This window comes from Lentzea aerocolonigenes, assembly GCF_000974445.1.
Lineage (GTDB): Bacteria > Actinomycetota > Actinomycetes > Mycobacteriales > Pseudonocardiaceae > Lentzea > Lentzea aerocolonigenes.
The window spans coordinates 156,725-178,009 of record NZ_BBOJ01000010.1; the positions used below are offsets into that span (position 1 = coordinate 156,725).

General features: G+C 61.0%; 16 protein-coding genes and 1 pseudogene. 10 read left to right on the forward strand and 7 right to left on the reverse strand.

The window, feature by feature from the left end; translation table 11 throughout:
• Window positions 1-83: 83 nt before the first annotated feature.
• The gene (locus AOM45_RS20435; RefSeq protein ID WP_156093981.1) at window positions 84-401 is read right to left on the reverse strand and encodes a hypothetical protein; all 318 of its coding nucleotides are present in this window, start codon (window positions 399-401) and stop codon (window positions 84-86) included.
• A 623-nt stretch (window positions 402-1,024) separates the two neighbouring features.
• Window positions 1,025-3,118 carry a caspase family protein gene (locus tag AOM45_RS20440; RefSeq protein ID WP_156093980.1) on the reverse strand — a complete coding sequence of 698 codons (2,094 nt, stop codon included), beginning with the start codon at window positions 3,116-3,118 and terminating at the stop codon, window positions 1,025-1,027.
• 128 nt (window positions 3,119-3,246) lie between these two features.
• Between AOM45_RS20440 and AOM45_RS20445 the strand changes: the two genes are divergently transcribed.
• From AOM45_RS20445 to AOM45_RS20460, 10 genes and pseudogenes are all read left to right on the forward strand, one after another.
• On the forward strand, window positions 3,247-5,586 hold the full coding sequence (locus AOM45_RS20445; protein WP_030469167.1) for a WD40 repeat domain-containing protein: 2,340 nt from the start codon (window positions 3,247-3,249) through the stop codon (window positions 5,584-5,586).
• Between the two features lie 339 nt (window positions 5,587-5,925).
• On the forward strand, window positions 5,926-6,795 hold the full coding sequence (locus AOM45_RS50985) for a hypothetical protein (RefSeq protein ID WP_156093979.1): 870 nt from the start codon (window positions 5,926-5,928) through the stop codon (window positions 6,793-6,795).
• The gene (locus AOM45_RS49655; protein ID WP_081902282.1) at window positions 6,792-7,430 is read left to right on the forward strand and encodes a carboxymuconolactone decarboxylase family protein; all 639 of its coding nucleotides are present in this window, start codon (window positions 6,792-6,794) and stop codon (window positions 7,428-7,430) included. The genes AOM45_RS50985 and AOM45_RS49655 overlap by 4 nt, the downstream gene beginning before the upstream one ends.
• Entirely contained in the window at window positions 7,427-9,232 is a 1,806-nt protein-coding gene (locus tag AOM45_RS49660; RefSeq protein ID WP_081902281.1) for a carbamoyltransferase family protein, read from the forward strand. The genes AOM45_RS49655 and AOM45_RS49660 overlap by 4 nt, the downstream gene beginning before the upstream one ends.
• A gap of 3 nt (window positions 9,233-9,235) precedes the next feature.
• On the forward strand, window positions 9,236-9,508 hold the full coding sequence (locus tag AOM45_RS20450; protein WP_051783907.1) for an acyl carrier protein: 273 nt from the start codon (window positions 9,236-9,238) through the stop codon (window positions 9,506-9,508).
• Window positions 9,505-9,834: pseudogene (locus AOM45_RS53830) on the forward strand (acyl-CoA dehydrogenase family protein); the annotation flags it as partial. The gene AOM45_RS20450 and the pseudogene AOM45_RS53830, both read left to right, overlap by 4 nt.
• Window positions 9,835-9,963: 129 nt before the next feature.
• Window positions 9,964-10,662, forward strand: coding sequence for an acyl-CoA dehydrogenase family protein (locus AOM45_RS52940; protein ID WP_236703770.1), 699 nt, complete (start codon window positions 9,964-9,966; stop codon window positions 10,660-10,662).
• Window positions 10,663-11,575: 913 nt separating this feature from the next.
• Window positions 11,576-12,580: a DUF1839 family protein gene (locus tag AOM45_RS49665; RefSeq protein WP_081902279.1), complete on the forward strand. Its 1,005-nt coding sequence runs from the start codon at window positions 11,576-11,578 to the stop codon at window positions 12,578-12,580.
• A gap of 50 nt (window positions 12,581-12,630) precedes the next feature.
• Window positions 12,631-15,054, forward strand: a complete 2,424-nt coding sequence (locus tag AOM45_RS50990; RefSeq protein ID WP_439646822.1) for a glycosyl hydrolase 2 galactose-binding domain-containing protein — start codon at window positions 12,631-12,633, stop codon at window positions 15,052-15,054.
• The gene (locus AOM45_RS20460; protein ID WP_030469164.1) at window positions 15,054-15,908 is read left to right on the forward strand and encodes a hypothetical protein; all 855 of its coding nucleotides are present in this window, start codon (window positions 15,054-15,056) and stop codon (window positions 15,906-15,908) included. Before AOM45_RS50990 ends, AOM45_RS20460 begins: the two co-directional genes overlap by 1 nt.
• 259 nt (window positions 15,909-16,167) lie before the next feature.
• Here the strand turns inward: AOM45_RS20460 and AOM45_RS20465 are convergent, their stop codons facing one another.
• From AOM45_RS20465 to AOM45_RS50995, 5 genes are all read right to left on the reverse strand, one after another.
• Complete coding sequence (locus tag AOM45_RS20465) at window positions 16,168-17,919, reverse strand: carbamoyltransferase C-terminal domain-containing protein (RefSeq protein ID WP_030469163.1); 1,752 nt, start codon at window positions 17,917-17,919, stop codon at window positions 16,168-16,170.
• Window positions 17,919-18,584 carry a Fe(II)-2OG oxygenase family protein gene (locus tag AOM45_RS20470; protein ID WP_156093977.1) on the reverse strand — a complete coding sequence of 222 codons (666 nt, stop codon included), beginning with the start codon at window positions 18,582-18,584 and terminating at the stop codon, window positions 17,919-17,921. The genes AOM45_RS20465 and AOM45_RS20470 overlap by 1 nt, the downstream gene beginning before the upstream one ends.
• A gap of 190 nt (window positions 18,585-18,774) precedes the next feature.
• Window positions 18,775-19,965, reverse strand: a complete 1,191-nt coding sequence (locus AOM45_RS20475) for an adenine nucleotide alpha hydrolase family protein (RefSeq protein ID WP_162185688.1) — start codon at window positions 19,963-19,965, stop codon at window positions 18,775-18,777.
• 29 nt (window positions 19,966-19,994) lie between these two features.
• Complete coding sequence (locus AOM45_RS20480; protein ID WP_030469160.1) at window positions 19,995-20,999, reverse strand: cytochrome P450; 1,005 nt, start codon at window positions 20,997-20,999, stop codon at window positions 19,995-19,997.
• A 3-nt stretch (window positions 21,000-21,002) separates the two neighbouring features.
• Window positions 21,003-21,143 carry a hypothetical protein gene (locus AOM45_RS50995; protein ID WP_156093976.1) on the reverse strand — a complete coding sequence of 47 codons (141 nt, stop codon included), beginning with the start codon at window positions 21,141-21,143 and terminating at the stop codon, window positions 21,003-21,005.
• Window positions 21,144-21,285 lie beyond the last annotated feature (142 nt).

A 21,285-nucleotide genomic window follows, 5' to 3' on the forward strand; every position in this document is an offset into this window, starting at 1 on the left:
CCGTACAGCACAGCACGTTAGCGATGGGCAACCAGTGGTCAACAGAGCCAAACAGTCGATCCTCCGACGAGCAGCGAGGGAACTCAGCCGTTGTCCGTGGCACTCTTCAGACAGTCCAGCATGGCCGTCTTCGCCTGATCATCCGGGGCGATCTGCTCCAGAGGGCGATCGCCGGCGGCGCCGTCGACGAACTCCCCGATCTGCTCCGGCGTGGCGTACTTCAGGTACCAGTCAGCGAGACACCCGACCGCCTTGTCCGGCGTATCGTGCGTCGAGGGATCCGATTTGATCTTGGCGATGATCTTCTCCCGGCTCGGTGACTCATCACCGCCACAAGCCGCCAACACTCCAAGCAACGCCATGGCCCCCAGGCCTCGCACGAGTCGATCAAGGCGAGTCATGTGAGAAGCGTAGAACGGTGCCACACAGTAGCCCAGCCCACTCGATCGAAGAGTCGCCCGGACGGACGTGGTCGAGAACCACGCCGAAAGGGGCCACCGCCAACCACCGGCTACAACCCGCCCTCTCCACGAGTCGGACAGCAGGGCGGCGGACGACAGGTCTCCCCTGTGCCGAGCTCTACGGCGAACCTGTTGCGGCGGGCCGGGTAAGCCCCTTAACTCCTGCCAGGCGTCGGGTAAAGGAGTCTCAGGTTCTCCAATCAGAACGAACGACGCTTCGTTCTGTGAGGCGAACCCGCGCGATTGGTGATCAAAGCAGCACAACGGGCGGAGTAAAGGGGTCAATGAGCGGCGTGCTCGACCCGGCAGAACTCGGCAAGATCACAAAAAGAGGGCCCTCGCAGTATCTGACCTGCGAGGGCCCTCTTGGCCGTCGGGACGACAGGATTTGAACCTGCGACCCCTTGACCCCCAGATACGGGTTCACAGGCCGCTGACCTGCATAAATAGGAACGTTGGACGCGGTTCGGCGCACTTGACAGCCGATCAAGTTCGTTTTCCGCCGTTGGTTACAGACTCGAAGATCCACTCCTTCCCTGAGCCGCCTAGCACTTCAGACGGCACTAACATGGCGCTCCAGGATCTGCAGGTGCACTGACTTGCATTTCAGTTTGGATGGTTTGAGCAGGAGATAGACCGGACGGCCGCAAGAGTTCCCTCCAACGGTCCCGCAGCGTGCTGCGCAGTGAGTCATGGAACAAGCGGTAGACCGTGGTGCTGTTGTCTCGATCGGTGACTAGGTAGGCGCCAAGCCTCGAGTTCAGCAGTTCAACGATGTCCGAGTCTCCGTAGTGGCCACCGTCCTCGTCGACTGCGCCCGCAAGTAGCGGCCATAGTCCGCGCCACGGCAAGCCTGCTCCGAACGCGAACGCGACGGCCCGCATCAGAATGATCGCGCGGCGGCGGCCAGCAGGGTCGGTGATGCTGCTGTGCAGATCGTCGCGGAACACCCCGAGCAGACCGTCTTCGAGCGCATTGAGCCAGGACGGGTCGTCCGCTGCGGTCACCATCCGACGACTGGCAAGCGACGAAGCGGCGATGCGGGCCACCAAGAATGAGCGGCCGGCTCTGGCGCCGACTGCGTCGCCGACATCGGCGACGGCGGTGGCGTCCGCAGCGGCGTACGGAGAGCCTTCTGTGTATCGCAGGATGCTTCGGGCGTAGGCGACAACATCGCGCTGATCCCACCACGGTGCCTCGTCGGCTGAAATGCGCTCAGCGTTGAGGAGGAACTCTGTCAGGTCCGCGAGCGGCATGTCGGAAATCGAAGAGCCGACGTGCCGAGAGATGCGGTCAAGCGTCGGGAGCGACCGGACACCGATGAGTAGCCGGACCTTCGGTGTTGAAGGTTCAGGCTCTAGGAAAGCAAGCACCTCACGTACAAGCACAACAGGGTCCGCTGCCTCGTCAAGTGCGTCGATGATGATCGTGACGGGGGCGGTCTGGATGCTCAGCCAAGCGTGAAACGAGGCGAGTCGCTGATCCACAGTGGGGATCGAAGAACCACCGTCGGGTGCGGGGACCCGCAGGGCATCACAGACCTGTTTCAGTACCTGGGTATGGACCTTCCCGGTGGCCAGGACCGCAACGTCAACGGCGTCTAGCGGGGGACGCAGGTCATTGGGAACTGCGGCGATCTCTTCAGCGTATTCAGCGGCGAACTGCCGGTCACTGAGTGTGGCCAAGCGAGCCAGTACCGCCGACTTGCCGCTGCCAGCACCACCGGAGACCATAGTGACCTGTGGCTTGCCGGTCGCGGCAGTAATCAACTTGCGCATCAGGGCGCGTCGGCCGGAGAAGAGCCAGCCTGCCTCGTCTCCACTGGCCACTCCACGAGACCGGGGGGACCAGTGTGTTTCCAACTCCTGGCGCGGAAGCGCTAGCTCGTGTCGCGCAGCACTCACATCGAGGGCCGCGCTGCGTTGATGGTGCGGATTCGGCAGGCAGACATGCGGGCCAGCCAACTGGCCCCCGTACAGCGGCAACAGCGACTGGCCAGGCCCCAGATAGTGCTGCACATCCTGAACAAATGACGCTACGTCGAGGTAAGGCCCCTCGCCGTAGCGGCGCCCCTCTGGCTCACGCAGGGCTTCGAGGAATCTCGCGATCGCCGAGGTTAGAGCCCCAGTTACTGCCTTCTCGTTGCGGGTCACGCTCGGCAGGATCAGCCAGTTGCGGCGGACCTGGCGGCTTAGCCGTAGTGCGTCGTGGGCGACCTGGCCGGCGTAACAGGCATCGATGATGACCAACAAATGTTGGATTGGTGTGTCCGCCAGCCAGGCGATGAGATCGGACGTGCGTAGCGCAGTCGTCGCCAGCATGGCCCGCTCAGTGCCGCGCAAGACCAGGTAGTGAGTGGAATCGGCTTCGACACCGTGTCCGGTTATGTAGAGCACGGCCGCGTCTGCATCAGTCCACAAGCGGTCGCGTGCCAGGTGCTTGAGTCGACCGCGGACGTCATCCTCGCTTGGTTCGCTCGCCAGTTCGGGCCAACGTACCTCGAACCGCCGTTCAAGGAGGTGCTCGGCGCATAGCCAGTCCCGCAGAACAGCTACTTCGTCGTGTACTCCCGGAAGATCTTCCCATGCCGGGTCTTCGTAGGTGGCGGTAGCAACCGCCACGAAGTGACGCCGAAGGACATCGAAGTCGTCAGCCATGGCCGAGATGTGACCGGGGTCGGCTGCATGACTTCACGGGCAACATGATACAGCCGGGGTTCCGCCTAGCGGGCGAACATGCCGACGAACACGTGATGTCTGTGCACCTCAGAGGTTAGTTTGCTTTCGTGGACTCGCACGCTGGCACTCAACGCCGCATCGCCGAGCTGCTTGTCGCCCACGTCCGTCAGGCAAGCCTTGGATGGCTCGGTGTGAACGCCTACATCCGCCAGCATCTGCCGACACACGCCTCGAACGGTGACCTCCTTGGCGAGCTGATCAAGGAAGTGGGTTTCCTGGGCGCGGCGGCCCCTGAGCGACTCCTACCGGAGTTGCCGCCGCTCGCAGCACACAGCGATCAGGTGATCGGTGGGATCGCGCGCGCCTACATGCGGCTCGGAGCGTCGCGCGTGGGAAGCACCTTCGTACAACGAGTGGTCAATCTCGACCTCGAATATGCAGGTGAAGAAGCTGGACAGCGGCTGGACATGGATGCCTATGCCGCGTACCTGCCGTGGCGATTGTTGTTCATCGAGGGCCGAAGGAGCGCCCTACTCGGACGACCGCAGATCGGCTCGCAGGACCTCTCGGCGCTGGCCACCAGCGAGGTCGCTGCCAGCAAGATAATGGCGACCTCCACGGAGGATCACCACATCCAAACATGGAGCACCAGCACGGGCGAACAGCTGCTGGACTGGAAGGCTCACCATGAGAGCATCCGCTCACTGTCGCTCGTGACGGAGCCCAGCGGGTTGCGACTCATCTCGGCCAGCGCGGATGGCACGGTTCGACTGTGGGATCCCGAGACTGGAACGCAGGTCGCCCGCATCGCTACCACCTCTCCAGTCACGTGTGTGACGACTGAGAGGCGTGACAGCCTCCTTGTGTTTGCCGGCGGAGAAGACGGCGCGCTACGGAGCATGACCGCACGCACAGGCACGCCACTCGACGAGTGGCAGGCGCACCGGGACGCAGTGTCAACTCTGACCGCCGGCTACATCGCGGGCCAGCCTGTAGTGGTGTCGGGTGGCCTCGACCGAGTAGTCAATGTCTGGCGCACCGCTGATCAGGAGAATCTGCTCAGCTTGACCGGGCCGACCGGCAGCATCATCGCAGTCGCCGTCGGATCAATCGGCGAGCGCCCCGTGATCGCATCCGGCAATGCCGACGAGTCTGTGTGGTTGTGGGATGGAATCACTGGCACGGTCCTATACCGGCTCACCGAGCACGAGGCCGGCGTGACAAGTCTGGCCTTCGCAGTCGTTGCAGGTGTTCCGACACTAGCGTCAGGCAGCACAGACATGACGATCCGGCTCTGGGATTGTGTAACCGGCGCATGTCGACTTGTGCTGCACGGTCATCTCGGCGGTATCCGCGGTCTTGAGTTCCAATCGATCGACGGCGAGCTAAGACTTATCTCGGCAAGTGCCGATCGCTCGATTCGCGTATGGAACCCAGTTGACGGCCAGAGCGTGCCTCCTGCTGCGCCACCGATCGACAGTGGCGCCACTAGCATCTGGCTTTGGGGGCAAGAGCACACCGAACAGAACAACCAGTCAGCAGTTCACGCCGGCCCGGTGCGGTCCGTCGCCTTCGCCGAGATCCATCAGCGCAGAGTGATCATCTCGGGTGCCCAGGACGGCTGGTTGCATGTCCGAGACGGCGTCACCGGCGAATTGCTGGAGCAGTGGCAGGGCCACAATGGCGGAACGCTCGCAGTTGCGGCCTTCACGATGGACGAGCGCACGATGGTGGTCTCCGGCGGACACGACGCGATGGTCCGCCTATGGGACGCAGACGAAGGCACACAAGTCGCCGCGTTCTCGGGTCATGCTCGTAGCGTCTGGGGGGTGGCGGCGGGATGGCTGCACGGGCGGCCGGTCTTGATATCAGGCAGTCGCGATCGAACAGTGCGCGTACTTGACGCAACTAGCGGTCAGATCCTGCACGTTTTGGAGGGCTCCAGAGAGAGGATCTGGGGCGTCGCATACGACACGATCGGCGATCGCCCGGTTATCGCGGCGGCCAGCACAGATCGCACCATCTGGATATGGGACGCCGAGACTGGTGATCTCATACGACGGTTGCACGGCCACACTCGAGGCTCCCGGTTCGTTTGTTTCGGTCGGTTACGCGAAAAACCTGTGGTAGCCGCGACAAGCGCGGACCGAACCATTCGAGTATGGGACTATTTCTCAGGAACTCTAACGACCACTCTTCGCGGTCACACCGACGGCACTTGGGGAATTGCCACAGGCATGTTTCAAGATCGGCCAATCATCGCGTCCGCAAGCGACGATCTGACCGTCCGAGTGTGGGACGTGCAGACTCAACGTTTTCTAAGCCTGCCCCAAGCATCGCCCGTATACGCGATCGATATACACAACAATCATGTAGCAGCTGGCACGGACCGCCATACGATCGCATTCGATCTTCTTCCGTCATTGTTCGACGAGATGAGCGGATGACGCCAATGAGCGCCGCATCAGAAGCGGGACGCGACGCCTTCGATCAGGCGTTCGATCAGATACTGAAGGAATCCTTAAATTCTGACATAATTCCACCAGACAACCTACAGCTAACTGACGTCGGAATCAGTTCGTTTCAGATGGTTAAGCTAATGATGAACCTAGAGGACGAATTTGACTCCATGTGGCCTCTTGACTATCTCGTAGCTCCACCTCAGATTACCACCTTAGGGCAACTCCGGCGCTTGACTAAAGATCTTCTGCGCAAGAATGGTCGATAAATCGATGCGAACCAGGTGATCTTTGATGCAACCGTCAGCAACTCCTAAGGGCGACCAAGTGGATCGGACGAAAGAACCGATCGCCACTTGCCACTGGAGCCTGCTGGCCCATGCCTTGGCGATATCGGGTCACCGCGGCTATGCCAAAACCCTCGGATTGGCATGGGGCTGCCAGTTCAGAGGTCCCGGTGTCTTATTCGGCGCGATGACATGGAATGAAGTATTCGCCGATATCTCCGGCGCCGTAGTGACAATCGAAACTTTCGCCGATTCGACTTGTGCGCGAGCTCGCGAGCTCGACCTCACCTCAGCCGGCTGCGCTTTCGTCGCCGAAGTCGACCAGTATCATTTGCCTAGATACGCAGGCGCCCGTCAACATGTGGTTCACGCCATCCTCATACTGGAGCGAACCGATACGCTGGTCCGGTTCATAGACGCTCAGCTTGACCACTCGGTCGTGACTGTCACGGCTGAGATATTTGACACGATGCGGTCCACGCCGTGCGCAGGACGCGTCGAGCCAATGAAGCTTTATTCCCTAGTACGTGCGCCGAACTCGACACCTTCACCGGATGCAATCCTCATCGCCGTGCGTCGTCATCTCCAGCAAAATCATGCACAATCTATAACAGCACTAGAGAGCTACATCCAATGGGCGAGACACGATGACGGACAAATAGATGTCTGCCGCCCGGCCGGAGAGCGCTATCAGGCGACCGTCCTCTTTCGCCATCTCGCCGCGTGTGGCGTTACGCAAGTTTCACAGATTGCCAACAGATTGGAGAGCTTGACTGATGATTGGTATTTGGCCCATATGCTGGGAACCCATCAGTCCAACCTCTCTGGGCGCCGGCGGGAGCGGGTAGTCCGCTTGCTTGAGCGGCTCTTAGAAGCAGAGCGCGAGACCGTCGCACTGGTGCTGCGATGAGGCCGATCAGTGAAGTCCCCCAGCCGGACGCTCCAGTTCCAGTCTACGCAGATAGCAGCGATTTACCATCTGGCATGCATCGAGCCTTCGTTGTCGAAGCCGCACGTTGGGGACGAGTAAGGAATCTAACCAACGCAATTGCGCCGTCGGTGTCGACATGGCAGGCCGTAATTCGGGCCGAGCACCTGTACGTCTCTCTAAGGAGGGTAGATCCCTCTACACAGGCGATCCTCTGCCTGTTCACTTCGATACTGAACGGCTGCGCGTATTGCATTGATGACGCGGCTGCAGCAGCATTGAAAGAAAACGTCACGGCCAACCAGTTGCGAGCGCTGCACACGCCATCCTCAGTATTCGACACCAAAGTCGTCGCCGCATTGAACTACACAAAATGGATCGTCCAGCAGCCATCCTCTGTCCCAAACTCCGTAATCAGCGAACTCCGACACCACGTCGAAGAAGAAGAGTTTTTGGAACTTACCGCGCTGGTCGCGATGAAGTGCTTCTGGAACCACTTCGTCTCAGCCCTACACATATTACCCGAAGGACACTGCACCGATCATGAACTCTTCCGTGATCTGTGCGCACTGAGTACATCATTGCGCGAACCAAATAACCCGGTGGAACTACAATGAAGATCCACAACTCGCCAGCCCAGTACGTGCTAGGGGTAAACTCCGGTCCGCACGATGGCTCGGCGGTCATTTTGCGCGATGGCCTCCTGCTCGCCATGGTCGAGCAGGAGCGACTGAGCAGGAACCGATACGCACTTGGAGAGTCGCCGTCAAAAGCTATCGCGGCGTGCCTTCGGCACGCCGCCATCGAACTCGCTGACGTGACTACGATCGCGGTTGGGTGGGACGTACCAAGGCTCTGCGAGGTGGAGGGAACGCGATACGACCGCACCGCGTTCCTGCATTGGATGCTCGGCTCGCTGTGGGACGGGCAGGCGAGCCTGACATTAAGATTCGTCGAACACCATTTAGCACATGCAGCAAGCGCCTTTTACACTAGTGGTTTCCCAAACGCTGCGATCGTCGTCGCCGACGGACGTGGAGAGACCGTTTCGACAAGCATCGCCCTGGGCAGTCCTAGCGGCATAGAGATAGTAAATACCTGGGGCATCGAGGCCTCTCTCGGCCATCTATACGGCTGGGTTGCCGACTGGGTAGGCTTCACGCACTGGGGTGCAGGAAAGCTCATGGGCCTGGCTGCCTATGGCCGCGCCAATCAACACGTGCCGCTCATTGCGACCCCAGATGGATACCTCATCGTCGGTGGATCGCCATCGAGCGCTCCAGCCAAGCAACAGTTCATGCTCTCCCGTAGCCGGACTCGTGCTCATCTTCGAATGTCGAATCCTCCCTTTAGTGCCGGTAACCCTTGCGACGTGATGGCGTACGCGGACCTCGCAGCGTCGATGCAGCAGGCACTCGAAGAGTCCATCCTCTCGCTCGCCAGCCTGGCACGCCGCCTGACTGGTGAAAACAGACTAGTGATGGCTGGAGGGGTGGCGCTCAATTGTGCGGCTAACGGGCGACTACAGCGTTCAGGATTGTTCCAGGAGGTGTGGGTGCCGCCGGTTCCCAACGACGCGGGAGTGAGCCTGGGGGCCGCACTAGTGGTGGACCGTGAGACACGCGGAGCCCCCGTGACCGCATCGAGGTTGACGCACGCGTTTTGGGCGCCAACCATGCCTAGCTTAGACGCGCAAGCGCTGCAACAGCTCGATTCATTCGAGATTGAACAGCACGATGAAACATCCCTTGTCGAGGCGGTTGCACGACACCTCGCCGATGGTTCAGTCGTTGGCTGGTGGCAAGGTCGGGCAGAGATTGGGCAACGAGCTCTCGGAGCACGAAGCATACTTTGCGACCCGCGTAAACGAGAGGCCACGGCCAGGGTAAACGGCCTCAAAAAACGCGAGCATTGGCGGCCGCTAGCGCCAGCGCTGCCGGAACAGGACTTTGGCCGCTTTTTCGATGGTGACCCCTCCGGCCTCGCCGACTTCATGCTCGCTGCCTGGCCTGTCCGTGCCGCTGTGCGCGCTCGTATCCCAGCTGCCATCCACGTAGACGGCTCAGCCCGCCCGCAAATCGTTCGCCATCAGCACAACCGATTCCATCAGCTCCTGGAGGCCTTCGAGACATACGCTGACGTTCCTGTTCTAATCAATACTTCCTTTAACGTTGCTGGCAAGCCAATAGTGCTAACCTCCGACGACGCCGTGAACACCATGCTGCACAGCGATCTAGACGTGCTAGTACTCGACAACTTAGTCATCCGCCGCCCCCGCCAACCAACTGTGTCACGATATCGAACGGCGGCGGATCGGCCACTGTCGTTCACCCCTTGGGCCTCCGCACAATCCGCCAGAACATCAGGCCGAGCGCCTTCATCACCTCAGATACCGGGCGTTCCGGAAGATGGAGCGTAGCCGTTGTCCGGAACGAGTGCTGACCAAACATCCTGCCTCATTCGAAAAGTCCTGCGTGAACATGCACGTATCCCAACACCGGTGGACGAGCTCGGCGACGACGCCGACCTCTACCGAGCAGGTATGACATCCCTGGCCTGCGTCAGCGTCATGTTGGCCCTCGAGGACGCCTTCTCTATCGAGTTCCCTGACCACCTGCTGCAGAAACAGACGTTCATCAACATCCACTCGATCAGGGCGGCGCTTACGGAAGCATCGCGGGGTGAGAAGACATGAACCTTAGAGGCGTAGACCAAGATCCAGTGGGCGACCGAGCTTCTGTGGTCGCACATCAGGTCGTCAGGCAGTGGGCAACTGACGTGGACCGGCAGGGCCGCTTCCCCACGGAGGCATTTACCGCGATCAGGCAGGCACGCTTGCTGTCTACACTCATACCGCCTGCACTAGGTGGCGAGGGCGCCACACTGGCTGACGTCGCGCAGATAGTCGAGCTGTTTGCACGAAGTTGCGCGTCGACCGCGCTGATCTACGCAATGCACCAGATCCAGGTCGCATGCCTGTTGCACCACGGTCACAACTCAATGTGCCAAAATATTCTCCGAGATGTCGCCGACCACCAAATGCTCCTAGGTTCCGCTACGTCAGAGAATGGCGTCAACGGAGACATTAGATCCAGCACGTGCGCGCTTGAGCAAAGCGAAGGAACTGTCCGGATCGATAAGCACACGCGCGTGATCTCCTATGCCGAGGAGGCAGATGCCCTTCTAATAACCGCGCGCCGCACTCGGGGAAGCCCGCTTAACGACCAAGTATTGGTTCTCTGTCGGCGGAATGACTTCGATTTGGAACGCACTGGCGGGGCCGAGCTTCTGGGGCTACGAGGCACACGCAGCCTGCCATATCGGCTCCGCGGAACCGCACCGCTCGAGGCAGTGCTAAACGACCCCTTTGACGAAATTCTCGCGACGACGATGCTCCCGGTCGCCCACACACTGTGGAGCGCTGTCTGGCTCGGCATAGCGACGGAAGCATTGCACCTTGCGTCGCAGTTTATCCAGGCAGCGGCTCGAAAGACTCCTGGAATTCTCCCAGTCGGCACCTTGCGACTTTCTGGACTAACACAAAAACAATATCAGATGCGCGAACTGACAGGCGCAGCGGTCCGACGGATCGACAGCAATGACGCCATCCTCCTTCCCAAGGCTGCCGACGTTGTCTTCATGAATAACCTCAAGGTCTCAACCTCGTCAATGTGCGTGGACGTAGTCAGCGGGGCACTCATGGTTACTGGCCTAGCCGGCTATCAGGAGGAGGGTACCTACGCGATGGGACGCATGCTGCGGGACGCATACGGCGGCCTCATCATGGTCAATAATGACAGGTTGATCACCGACACTGCGCAATTGCTGCTCTCGGTGCGGACATGGTGACAGCCGACGACACCGGGCCCACCGGATTCCGAAACGCACTCCTACAGGCAGGACACTTAGTATCCTTAGGTGCCGACGGCCTATACGCATACGGCTCTGCCTTTGAGTCGATCATACAAGGCGTCGATGCTTGCCTGCTGACTCGGACCAACCGCGATGGTGCACCGCGCCTATACCTACCACCACTCTGTCGGACTGAAGACTTCCTAGCCACGGATTACCTCACTTCGTTTCCACACCTCGCTGGAACCGTGTTCGGCTTCGCCGGCAACGACAGCGACTACACCGCGATGCACCAGCAGACTCTGAATCACCAACCTTGGACTCATGGCGTAACCCCTGTCGGGCTGACGCTTGTGTCGGCAACCTGCCAACCAGCCTTTGAACTCTTCCGCGGCTCGTTACCCGAGGAGGGCCGCCGAGTCGATCTTTTGGGGCAGTGCTTCCGGCATGAACCGTCGACAGACCCCACACGCATGCAATCGTTCCGACAGCGTGAATTCCTCTTTCTTGGCAGTGCCGAAGATGCCTCCTCTTTCCGTGATCAATGGGTCAACTATGGAATCGAAGCAATGCATGCACTAGGTTTAGATGTTCGGCCAGCGACTGCCACTGACCCATTCTTTGGCCGACCAGGAAAGCTGCTAGCAGCCCACCAGCGCGATACAGGCGCCAAGATCGAACTCGTAACAGATCTATATAGCGAACGCGACACGCCCGCGACCGCCCTCGCTTCTTGTAACGCACATGGCACGCACTTCGGTCGCGCCTTCGGCATCACATGCGCTGATGGAGCGACCGCACATACAAGTTGCGTCGGCTTTGGCCTTGAGAGGCTCGCTCTCGCGTTGCTCCGGGTACACGGATTGAGCCCATCGGGCTGGCCTATCCAGGTTCGTCAGGCGGTTGGACTATGAGACCAATCGTAGCTATTGATCCTCAACGCCATGTCGCCCACCCGCTCCATAACGCCGAACGAGTCTGGACCGAAACGAGTTGCAGCATCGACGTGTGGATAGAGGTCCTTCACCCGCTTGACCTCGATCCGGTGGCAGCGCTCGCCTCAACACTGTCGGCCGATTTCCTGGGCGACCAATGGCGGCTTCTCAAATTTCCACTCGATGATCTGCGTCAGCTTTATGGTCTTGTTGTAGACGAATTTTCCGTCTGGCGCCCACTACTTGACCATATCGCCGATGCTCTTGATACAGGACGTCTACTGACCGTAGAGGTCGATTCATGGTTTCTCCCCGACACAGCCGGTCGTTCCTACCATAGGAAGCACGTCAAGTCGACGATCATTCCGAACTATATAAACCGCACTGGCCGCCGCATGGAGTACTTCCACGGCACGGGTTACTACGAGTTGTCGAGCAATGATTTTGATGGCCTGTTCCCCTCATACTCACGTGGCGGCGGACTATCCCTCACTCCGTATGTCGAGATCGTGTCTCTAGAACAGATCATTCGCTCAGATATTCTTCCTAGAGCAATCCATGCAGCTCAAGCGCACTTGATCCGTCGGCCGCTGATGAATCCGGTGGAGCAGCTTGGCAACCAGTTGGAGAAGAATCAGGAGAAACTACGACTGCGAGATGCGAGAAGGTTTCACGGGTACGCGTTCGCAACTATTCGACAATGCGGCGCTACTGCTGAACTAGCTGGATCATTCGCACGATGGCTGTCGACGCATTCCGATTTATACCTCGAAGAAGCGGCAGTGAGTTTCGATAAGGTGGCGCGTGAAGCTAGGAGCTTGCAGTTCAAACTTTCTAGACTCACCCACGGGCGTCCTGTCGACATACAACCGACGATCGCAGCCATGGCGGGTTGCTGGGAAGCTGCCGTTGGAGAGATGACCGCTCGCCTTTGCAGCGGGTCTCATCCTGATGATTCAGTGGACAGGCTGCCGTGGTAAACGTACTCGACGCTGCCGAATGGGAAGCGCTGTCGTTGCCCACAAACGCAGTGAACTCACCCGATGACCTACCGGGTCACGGATGGCTACCAGCGAAGGTGCCAGGCACCGCTGCCGAGATAATAAATGAACATCGCGGACGCCTCGTTTACGACGAAGCCAACCTCGACGGACGCGACTGGTGGTGGCGTACAACCGTCGCCAACGCCTCACCAAACGCCAACTGGTTACTCACCGTGGACGGGTTGGCCACCATTGCAGACGTTTGGATCTCCGGTACACACGTACTGTCCAGCGAGAACATGTTCCGCTCCTACGCAACCACATTGGCCACCTTGCCCCAGAGCGTAACGGTTGTCATTCGATGCCGGGCGACTCATCCATTCATTGCCGCCAGGTATCCCCGGCCGCGTTGGAAGTCTTCTCTGGTAACCCTGCAAGGATGGCGCTGGTTACGAACGACTTTACTTGGACGCGTGCCTGCATGGGCCGGCAGCACCGCGCCAGTTGGTCCATGGCGACCCTTATCCTTACGTGCCATAGATCGTCCGTACGTCGTCGGTCACTGCCTCTCTACGGAACTCGACGGCGAAGACGGTATCTTCACTGCGGAGGTCCGATTTGTGGCACCCAAGCCGCCGCGACACGCGAGTATCAAAGCTGGAAAGACAATCATTGAAGCAGAACTTGACGACCACGGCGTGCTTCGCGCGAAGGGCCGACTGTCACAGGTGCAACATTGGTGGCCACACACCCACGGTGAACCACACTGCTATGGCGTCTCAGTTGTCATCGATGAGCACACAATTCCACTTCCGAAAATCGGGTTCCGGACCGTCGTGGCGGACCGCTCGACTGGCGGCTTCGATCTGCGAATTAACGGCGTGCCTGTGTTTATCCGCGGAGCTTGCTGGATGCCATTGGATCCCGTGTCACTGAATACCGACCTCGATCAGCTTCGTGTCGCTATTGAATTGACCCGGAAAGCGGGATTCAACATGATTCGCGTCGTCGGTGGAACTGTCTATGAGACAGACGCTTTCTACGACGCATGTACCGAGGCTGGCATACTGGTCTGGCAGGACTTCATGTTAGCAACGCTGGACCCTCCCGACGACGCGCAGTTTATACATCAGCTGGAGGCTGAGGCGACACAGTTCGCCGACCGTGTGTCTGGCAGACCGTGCATCGCCACTGTCAACGGTGGCAGCGAGATCGAGCAGCAGCCATCGTTCTTAGGAATTCCGCCTGAACAGTCCACTGCCAAAGTACTTCATGACGTGTTCCCCCGATTACTGCAACAACACTTGCCGGATGTGCCTTACGTGCCGTCGACACCTACGGGAGGCGTGATGCCCACGGACACTTCGTCGGGTATCTCACACTATTACGGATTAGGTGCCTATCTACGTCCCCTGTCGGATGTCAGGACTTCCAAGGTCCGTTTCGCCGCCGAGTGCCTCGCCCTAAGCATTCCCCCAGAAGCTTTCAGAGTGCAACAGTGGTTCGGGTCAGCGCGCGCTGCGGGACACCACCCAGATTGGAAGACAGGCGTTCCGCGGGATCGGACAGCCTCGTGGGACTTTGAGGATATCCGGGACTACTATATCCGCGAGGTTTTCCACATTGATCCAATGCTGACGCGCATGGAAGACCCTGAGCGGTACCTCGACCTCGGCCGAGCAATCGCATGTGTGTTGATGTGCCAAGCGTTTACGCAATGGCGTAGGCCGACCTCGCTGTGCTCCGGCGCTCTCGTATGGACTTTTCGTGACCTGATGCCCGGCGCAGGATGGGGGATAACGGACTGCACCGGTGAGCCTAAAGCTCCGTGGTACGCGCTACAGCGGGTGCTTTCCCCTATCGCGGTGCTCGTGAGTGACGATGGACTGGACGGCATCGTCTTTATAGTGTGTAACGACACTGCGATGCCGCTAGAGGCACGCCTCGAGGTACAGGTGTGGTCAGCCGCCGGTAAACTACTGGAAAGAGCGACAAAGAAGCTGGAGGTGCCTGCGCGCGCCGGGGTCGAGATACGCCTCGACGAGGTCATCGGTCATTTCACTGACGCTGGGTATGCCTATCGATTCGGCCCGCGAGTGCGTGACGGGTTACAGGTCACCCTGATCGGCGTAAACGGCTCGATATTGGCAACGGAGGTCACGCTCTTCGGCGAGCACATACGGCCGGTGCGCGATGGCGTACTGACGGCTATTCTACGCCATCTTTGTGACGAATGGTATGTCGATGTCGCGTCCACCGAACTCGCACAGTGGGTCGCCATTACGTGTGCCGACTACCGCCCAGCTGCCTCTTGGTTTCATCTTCCCCCCGGATCGACGCGCCGAGTTCGGCTCGAGCGTATCCGGCCAGAATCCAGTCGGCCGACAGTTTTTGCACGGGCGTTGAACGCACCCGAGATACAGGCAGAATACCATTCATCGGCATTCGAAAGCGAACTGGAGGACCAATAGTGAGCCTGGTCGTCGGCGTACACGGCATCGCGAAGCATCATTTCGGCCGTCATCAGCTATTGGCTGGCTGGCGCCCAGCCCTGCTAGACGGCCTTGAGCGTGCTACCGGCCAACGGATCGACAAAGTTGACCTCGACCTCGCCTTTTATGGTGACTTTTTCCTGCCTTCAAAGAGCTCCGTCGGACACAAGAGCACGGACAGCGATGACGTACTCCACAACATGTCTGACGGCGAGCGCGCCGATATTGAGAGTGTGCTGTCGGAGATGGTGACAGCGGCTGAGTTGGCGGCTGCTGCCGAGGAACTGGCGCAGCAGAAGAGCTACACCCGTACGCCCACACTGGTTCAATTACTACTTCGCGCCGTGGGACGGCGCTTCACGTTGGCATCAGCAGTAACGACAGTCGGTGTCATGCGACAAGTGCGCCGGTACTTACATGACGCGACCCTGAAGGACGAAATTGATCAGCGCGTGAAGGATTCCGTAGCATCGGATTGCCGCATACTTATCAGCCACTCGTTGGGATCAGTAGTGGCACTCGAGTATCTTAGACATAACTCCGATCATGACATAAGCGTGCTTCTCACCATGGGATCGCCACTCGGCCTGCGATTCATCCGGTCACGGTTGCCGGCCACGCCAGTGACCGTGCCAAAGTGGGTGAACATCACGGACCGTCACGATCCCGTGGCCTGCGCTGGCCCGCTGCGCACGTGGTGGTCCCAGATTTCCGAAGCCGATGAGCTCGTCGTGGATAACGGAGGTGATGCGCATGCTGTCGAGCGATATCTGAGTCGCAAGGCGACCGGAAGAGCGCTCCTCAGTGCCTTCCCAGACATCGACAGCAGGTGAACTAGCAACGGGCATTGCGCGGCATCGTTGCGCCACGCGCCTTCTCCCGAGATCCACAGATCCCGGCTGACGTCCTGCGAGTACCCGCAACACCAGCCTCAACAGGGACGAGCTCATGCCGGTGCACTGCGCCATCGCGAACGCCTTCACGGCGAACCTCACAACCACAGGTACGTGGTTCAGCGGCGCGCAAGCCATCGGACAGCAGGCTCGTCGCCCAGAATCCGGTCGAGTTCGTCTGCCCTTGTACCTCAGAGACTCACCGAGCGCCGTGCCTCCGCACGAGCACCCGATCACCCACCTGAACAAAGTCGAGGTCCGCTTCGCAGGCGCTGCGGGCAGCGTCGGCAGGGGAGCACACGATCGGCTCATCATGCAGGTTGAAGGAAGTGTTGATCACTGCTGGCTCTCCCGAAAGCCTTCGGTACTCAGCGAGAAGTGTCACCAAGCCAAGGTCGTGCAGTGGATCGACCAGCTGCGGACGGGCCGTGCCATCGCGGTGCACCGCAGCTGGGAGACGACGACGTGCTTCGTCGGTGCAGAGCACAGAGGTAGTCATGTACTGGGTAGGACCGACGACCTTCGAAAGCCCTGAAAACAGGCGCGGTCCGTCCTCCGCTAGCGCCATGGGAGCAAAGGGCATTACGTGAGATCGGCGGAGCCGATCGTTGAGCCGGCTCGTGATCCTGGTATCGCGGGCTGGCGCGAGCACTGAGCGGTGACCGAGCGCACGAGGGCCGTACTCGGTTCCTCCCGCGAATCTTGCCACTACGTGCCCGCTGGCCAGCGCCTCCGCCAGCTCCGGCTCCGCGTGCAGACCGCTGGTGCTGAGCACGTAGCCCTGAGAGAGGAACGCGCTGGTGGCGTCGTTATCCGCGTAAGAAGGCCCGAGACCCAGACTGCGCAGTGGCACTGGGCGGCGGTGGTGGGTCGCGGCGTACGCAGCCGCGGCGGCGCCCATCGCGATCCCCGAATCGGTCATGCCCGGATGGACATGCAGCTCGTCCACACAGGACAAGCCAGCCACGCGACGATTGAGGCTCACGTTGGCGAATACTCCACCAGACACGACGAGGACACCGGTGGCGGAGTTCTTCATGTGATGCTCGACCAGGTCCAGCACCACTTCTTCCAGCACCTGCTGGACGGTCGCGGCGACGTCGTTCCGGTCTACTGCATCGATCATCGCGGCCATAGCGCTGTTGTGAAACGCGGGAATCCGGTCAGGATAAGGGCCTTGCACGATACCCAGGCTCAGAGTGCTGTGCGGTCGGCCGTCGATGAACCTCACCAGCTCTCTCATGCGCGCCAGGAGTCCCGCATGAGTACTTCCCGTGGCCGCCATCGCGGTGAGCTTGCCTTCGTCGCGCTGAGGTCTTAGTCCACAGGCGACAGTCGCAGCCGAGTACAGGTGCCCGAGCGAGGCCTCCGCTGGAATCTCCAGGACCGGGCGCAGGCGATGGCCCACACCTTGGTGGACAGTGCCGCTCAGGTCGTCCCCCTTGCCATCAAGGGTCACGACCAGGGCCTCCTCGACGGGGGCGAGAAGGAACGCAGAGGCGTGACATGTGTGATGGGGAACGTGCACGATTCTGGCCCGGTCCATGTCGACGCCGGCCTTTTCCGCCGTGCGCAGTGCTTTGGCGACTCTCGCGCGTTGGGTTCTCAGCGGCATCGCGAGGAGGTCGGCCGCGTCTACGCCCAGCTCGGCAGCTCTGTCGAGCCTGCGCGTTTCACCCGCGCGGACGATGGCGAGGAAGTTGTTGACAGCTCGGCGATGCAACGCTTCGGGCTCTTCTAGCCCGATGGCCACCGTGGTGATCTCCTCAGAGGAGGCGTCGACACACCACTTGGTGCTCTGCAGGGGCCCAGGCATACCGTCTGGGCGGCAGTCGTGGTTCTTCACCCGCGAGAACCGTTCCTCTTCCACTGCGGCGACAACGGCACCATCCGCCTCCGAGATCACCGCCGCGCCGGCGTTGTGGCCTTCGTAGATGCCGAGGATCGCCACTACACGACCGCCTTTCCGCCGACTTTGACGCGAAGGAGCTCACGGCCGCAGTCGCGTTCGAGCGACGGGCCGCGGTGCAGGACCCGGTGGTTGTCGAACATCACCAGCCGCCCGTCGGAGGTGGCGGGCCCGTACCACTCGAGTTCGTCGGCTGCCAAGACCGCCTGGATGTGCTCCACTCCCCTGGCTAGAGCCGAAGACATGCGATCCACAAGCGGTTCGACAGCGGGCAGAACCCAGCGGGGTACCACCGGATCGAGAATCGCGCTCCATAGTTGCGGTAGGTCGGGGAAGTTGACCCGCCATGGCAACGCCTCCCCTCGAAGCGCCGCGAGGGCTTCCTGGTCGAACATCAGTGCGTCCTGCAGGAACCTCAACGGGAGTACGCCGGTCGGCATCGTGGTCGCGTCCTGGCCTTTGAGGCTGCCGAGCAGGGTGTAGCGGTTCGGCAGGAGCCAAGGCGTGCTGTCGGTGTGCCAGGCCTGGTCGTGACGATGCCCCACACCCGATATGACATGGCTGACGGAGCCTCCGACGTCGTCGTGGACCATCTCTGCCGCGACTCCGAGCCACACCGCGAAAAGAGTGCACGCGACAGGCGAGGGCACCTCCACCGGGAAGGAGATCTCAACGTGCGCCGCCACGCTGTCCAGTGCGGCGAACACCTGGTCGTGGAACTTCCGCGCTGTCCCTTCGTCTGCGCGGACGACGGCCCTCACCACTTCCTGTCGGTCCGGCTCGGAACGCAGTGCTCGAGCGACGTCCCGCACAGAGTGCAGCTCGGGGAGCCCACCGTCGAACCACACTTCAGGCATCGGCACGGCAGCCGGACTTGTGAGCATCGGGTTCTCCGGTTCAGTGGGACGGCTCGCCCGAGCGGAAGTGCCGATCGAGGATCTGGCGCACCATTTCCCGACGCTCGGGCGTGGCCTGGACGGTGAGGTGCACGTCCATGGTTTCGTCGTAGTGCAAGCTGGCGAACCGCCCGGCGAACGTTCGGCGCATTCCGTCCAGCAGGCTCAGACCGAACGAGGGATACGCGGAGTCCAGGGAGTGCGCCAGGTAGAACGCGAGGCTGCGCTGGCGAGTGGTGTGGGGGTCGCGTTCTCGGTAGTTCTCCAGGCTGAACGCGGGATGGCAGGCGTCCAGCAGCAGCTTCGGCACCCGCCACACCGGCATCACCAGTCGCTGGCCGCCCATCTGGCGAACCGGGTACTCCAGTGGCTGGTGGCCGTTCATCACCATGAAGAGCAGCTCAGCGAGGAGGTCCTCGCGGTTGTAGCCAAACGCGAGGTCGCTGAAGGCGCGTGCCTGGCCCAGCACCCTCGCGGTCTTGAGAATCAGGAACGTGCCGAAGAAGTGGACCGCCTCGTGCCCGAAGGCACGCCCGAAGTCAGCGAAGAACGCGTCCAGCGAGGTGGTCATCCCCAGCAACGCCGCCAGCCGCTCCGGCGTGTACACCGTGTGCTCGATACCCAGGTCCTGGCACAGCACCGAGGCCCGATCCGCCGCTGCGTCGGTCATGACGTCCCGGAAGGTCAGGGTGAAGGCAGTCAGCCGATCGGCGGGCAGCGACTCCTTCAGCCCGTACGCCAAGGCGTTGCTGTCGCCACCTCCGGAGACACCGAACACGCATCCGCGCTCCGCCGTCCCTGTTTCCTGAACGAAGGTTTTCACCTGCTCGCTGACCATGCGGCGTGCTTGCTCAGGGGTCACCGTGCTGCGCTTCACCTCCGCACGACCGTCGCTACCCTGGACTATCGACTCGAATCCGGTTCCCAGCTCCACCGTCTCCGCAGTGGGATGCGGGTCGTGCGAGATGATCGTGTCGAACAAAGTGTTGCGCAGAGCCCGAATGACAACGTGGTCAGCGCTGGCGCGGAGAGTGTCGTAGGTACTCCACGGCGGAATTGGGGTCAAGTCGGTGCCGGTGACCGCATACGCCTGGAAGAGCGTGGTGGGCAACTGCAGAGCACGAAGAGTGTGAGCGACAGTGGGACCTATCGGTTCGATCGCCATCTCCCCTGTGACGTGCTCGACCACCACGAAACTCGGTGTCATCTGGTTTCCTCTGCTCAGGCGGGTAGAAGGCAGGCGGACCGGCCGCCCAGCAGACCTGGCCGGACATGCCGAGCCGGGGGCCGGCCAGCCGACAGGGAGAGGGCGGCATGGAGAAAAGCACGTGAGTAGAGCTCGGCCGGGCAGTTGCGCCTTCCCAGGCCGAAAGGGAGATACCAGGGGCTGCCGCGAAGACCTGGTCGAGCCGGGACGAACGCCGCCGAGTCTGGCCAGGCGCGGTCGTCGCGGTGCAGCAACCACGGGCTGATCATCACCAGCCCACCCGCCGGAACGCTCACCCCGGTCAGCTGCAGCGGCCGGAGGCACTCCCTGACGATCAGCCAGGCCGGCGGGGCGACACGAAGAAGCTCGCTCACCGTGTCATCGGTGACCGAAGAGCCCGTAACACCAAGGGTTCCGGCCGATCGGACCGCTGCGGCGAGACTCGGCCACCCGGCGAACGACAACGCGATGATTTCCGACGCGATGGCCGTCAGCGCCCAGCCGCGGGCAACGAGCTCCCTCACGAATGATGATTCGGAAGACAGCGCCGTCGTCAGTTGGCCGACCACCCTCCTCCGTTGGTCGGTCTCGGCGTCAGGGCGCGTTGTCAGCTCTCGCAGCAGAACCGCCAGAGACTCGGCGAACGCGCCTTCTGGAACGTCACCCGCCAGGTGCGCCACGAGCGCAAGGCACGTACCGGGTCGCGCCTGCGCGGCAACCAATCCAGCTTCGTCACGTGCTGCACGACGGAGTGCGGCGATCACGTCTGCACGGGCGGAGGCGAAGCGGTCGCCCCCCAAGGACACGTAGCCCCCGACCCCTCGAGCCGAGGACGGCGAACGCCCTTTGCGAACGTGCTCGGACGACAACGTCGCTCGCCCGAGGGACGCCTCGCTGAGTAACCAGGTCGTTCGGCCGCCCAGGCTGAAGCTGACGACATCGGCGTCTGTATCGATGGTCATCAGCTCGTCGAACAGCGCCGAGCGATCGGCGAACGCGAGTCCGGGCAGCGACCGCATCGATCACATCTGGGCGGTCAGCGCCGAAGCACAGAGAACGAACTCGACGCCGCCTTCGGTCATCGTCTCGAACCCGGAGTCCGGCAAGGTCGAGAACACGACGGACTCCGCGACAGAAACTTCCTCGGCGAGTTGCACTGGCATTGGATTACCCCTGTTCCATTAGAACTGGCAAGACACACGACACTAAGCACGTGTACGCCCACAAAGCAAGGCCAGCAACCTTCCTCTCGGCCGGACGGATGTCGGTTTTTTTCACACCTCGAAACGGGGAATTACTGGACAA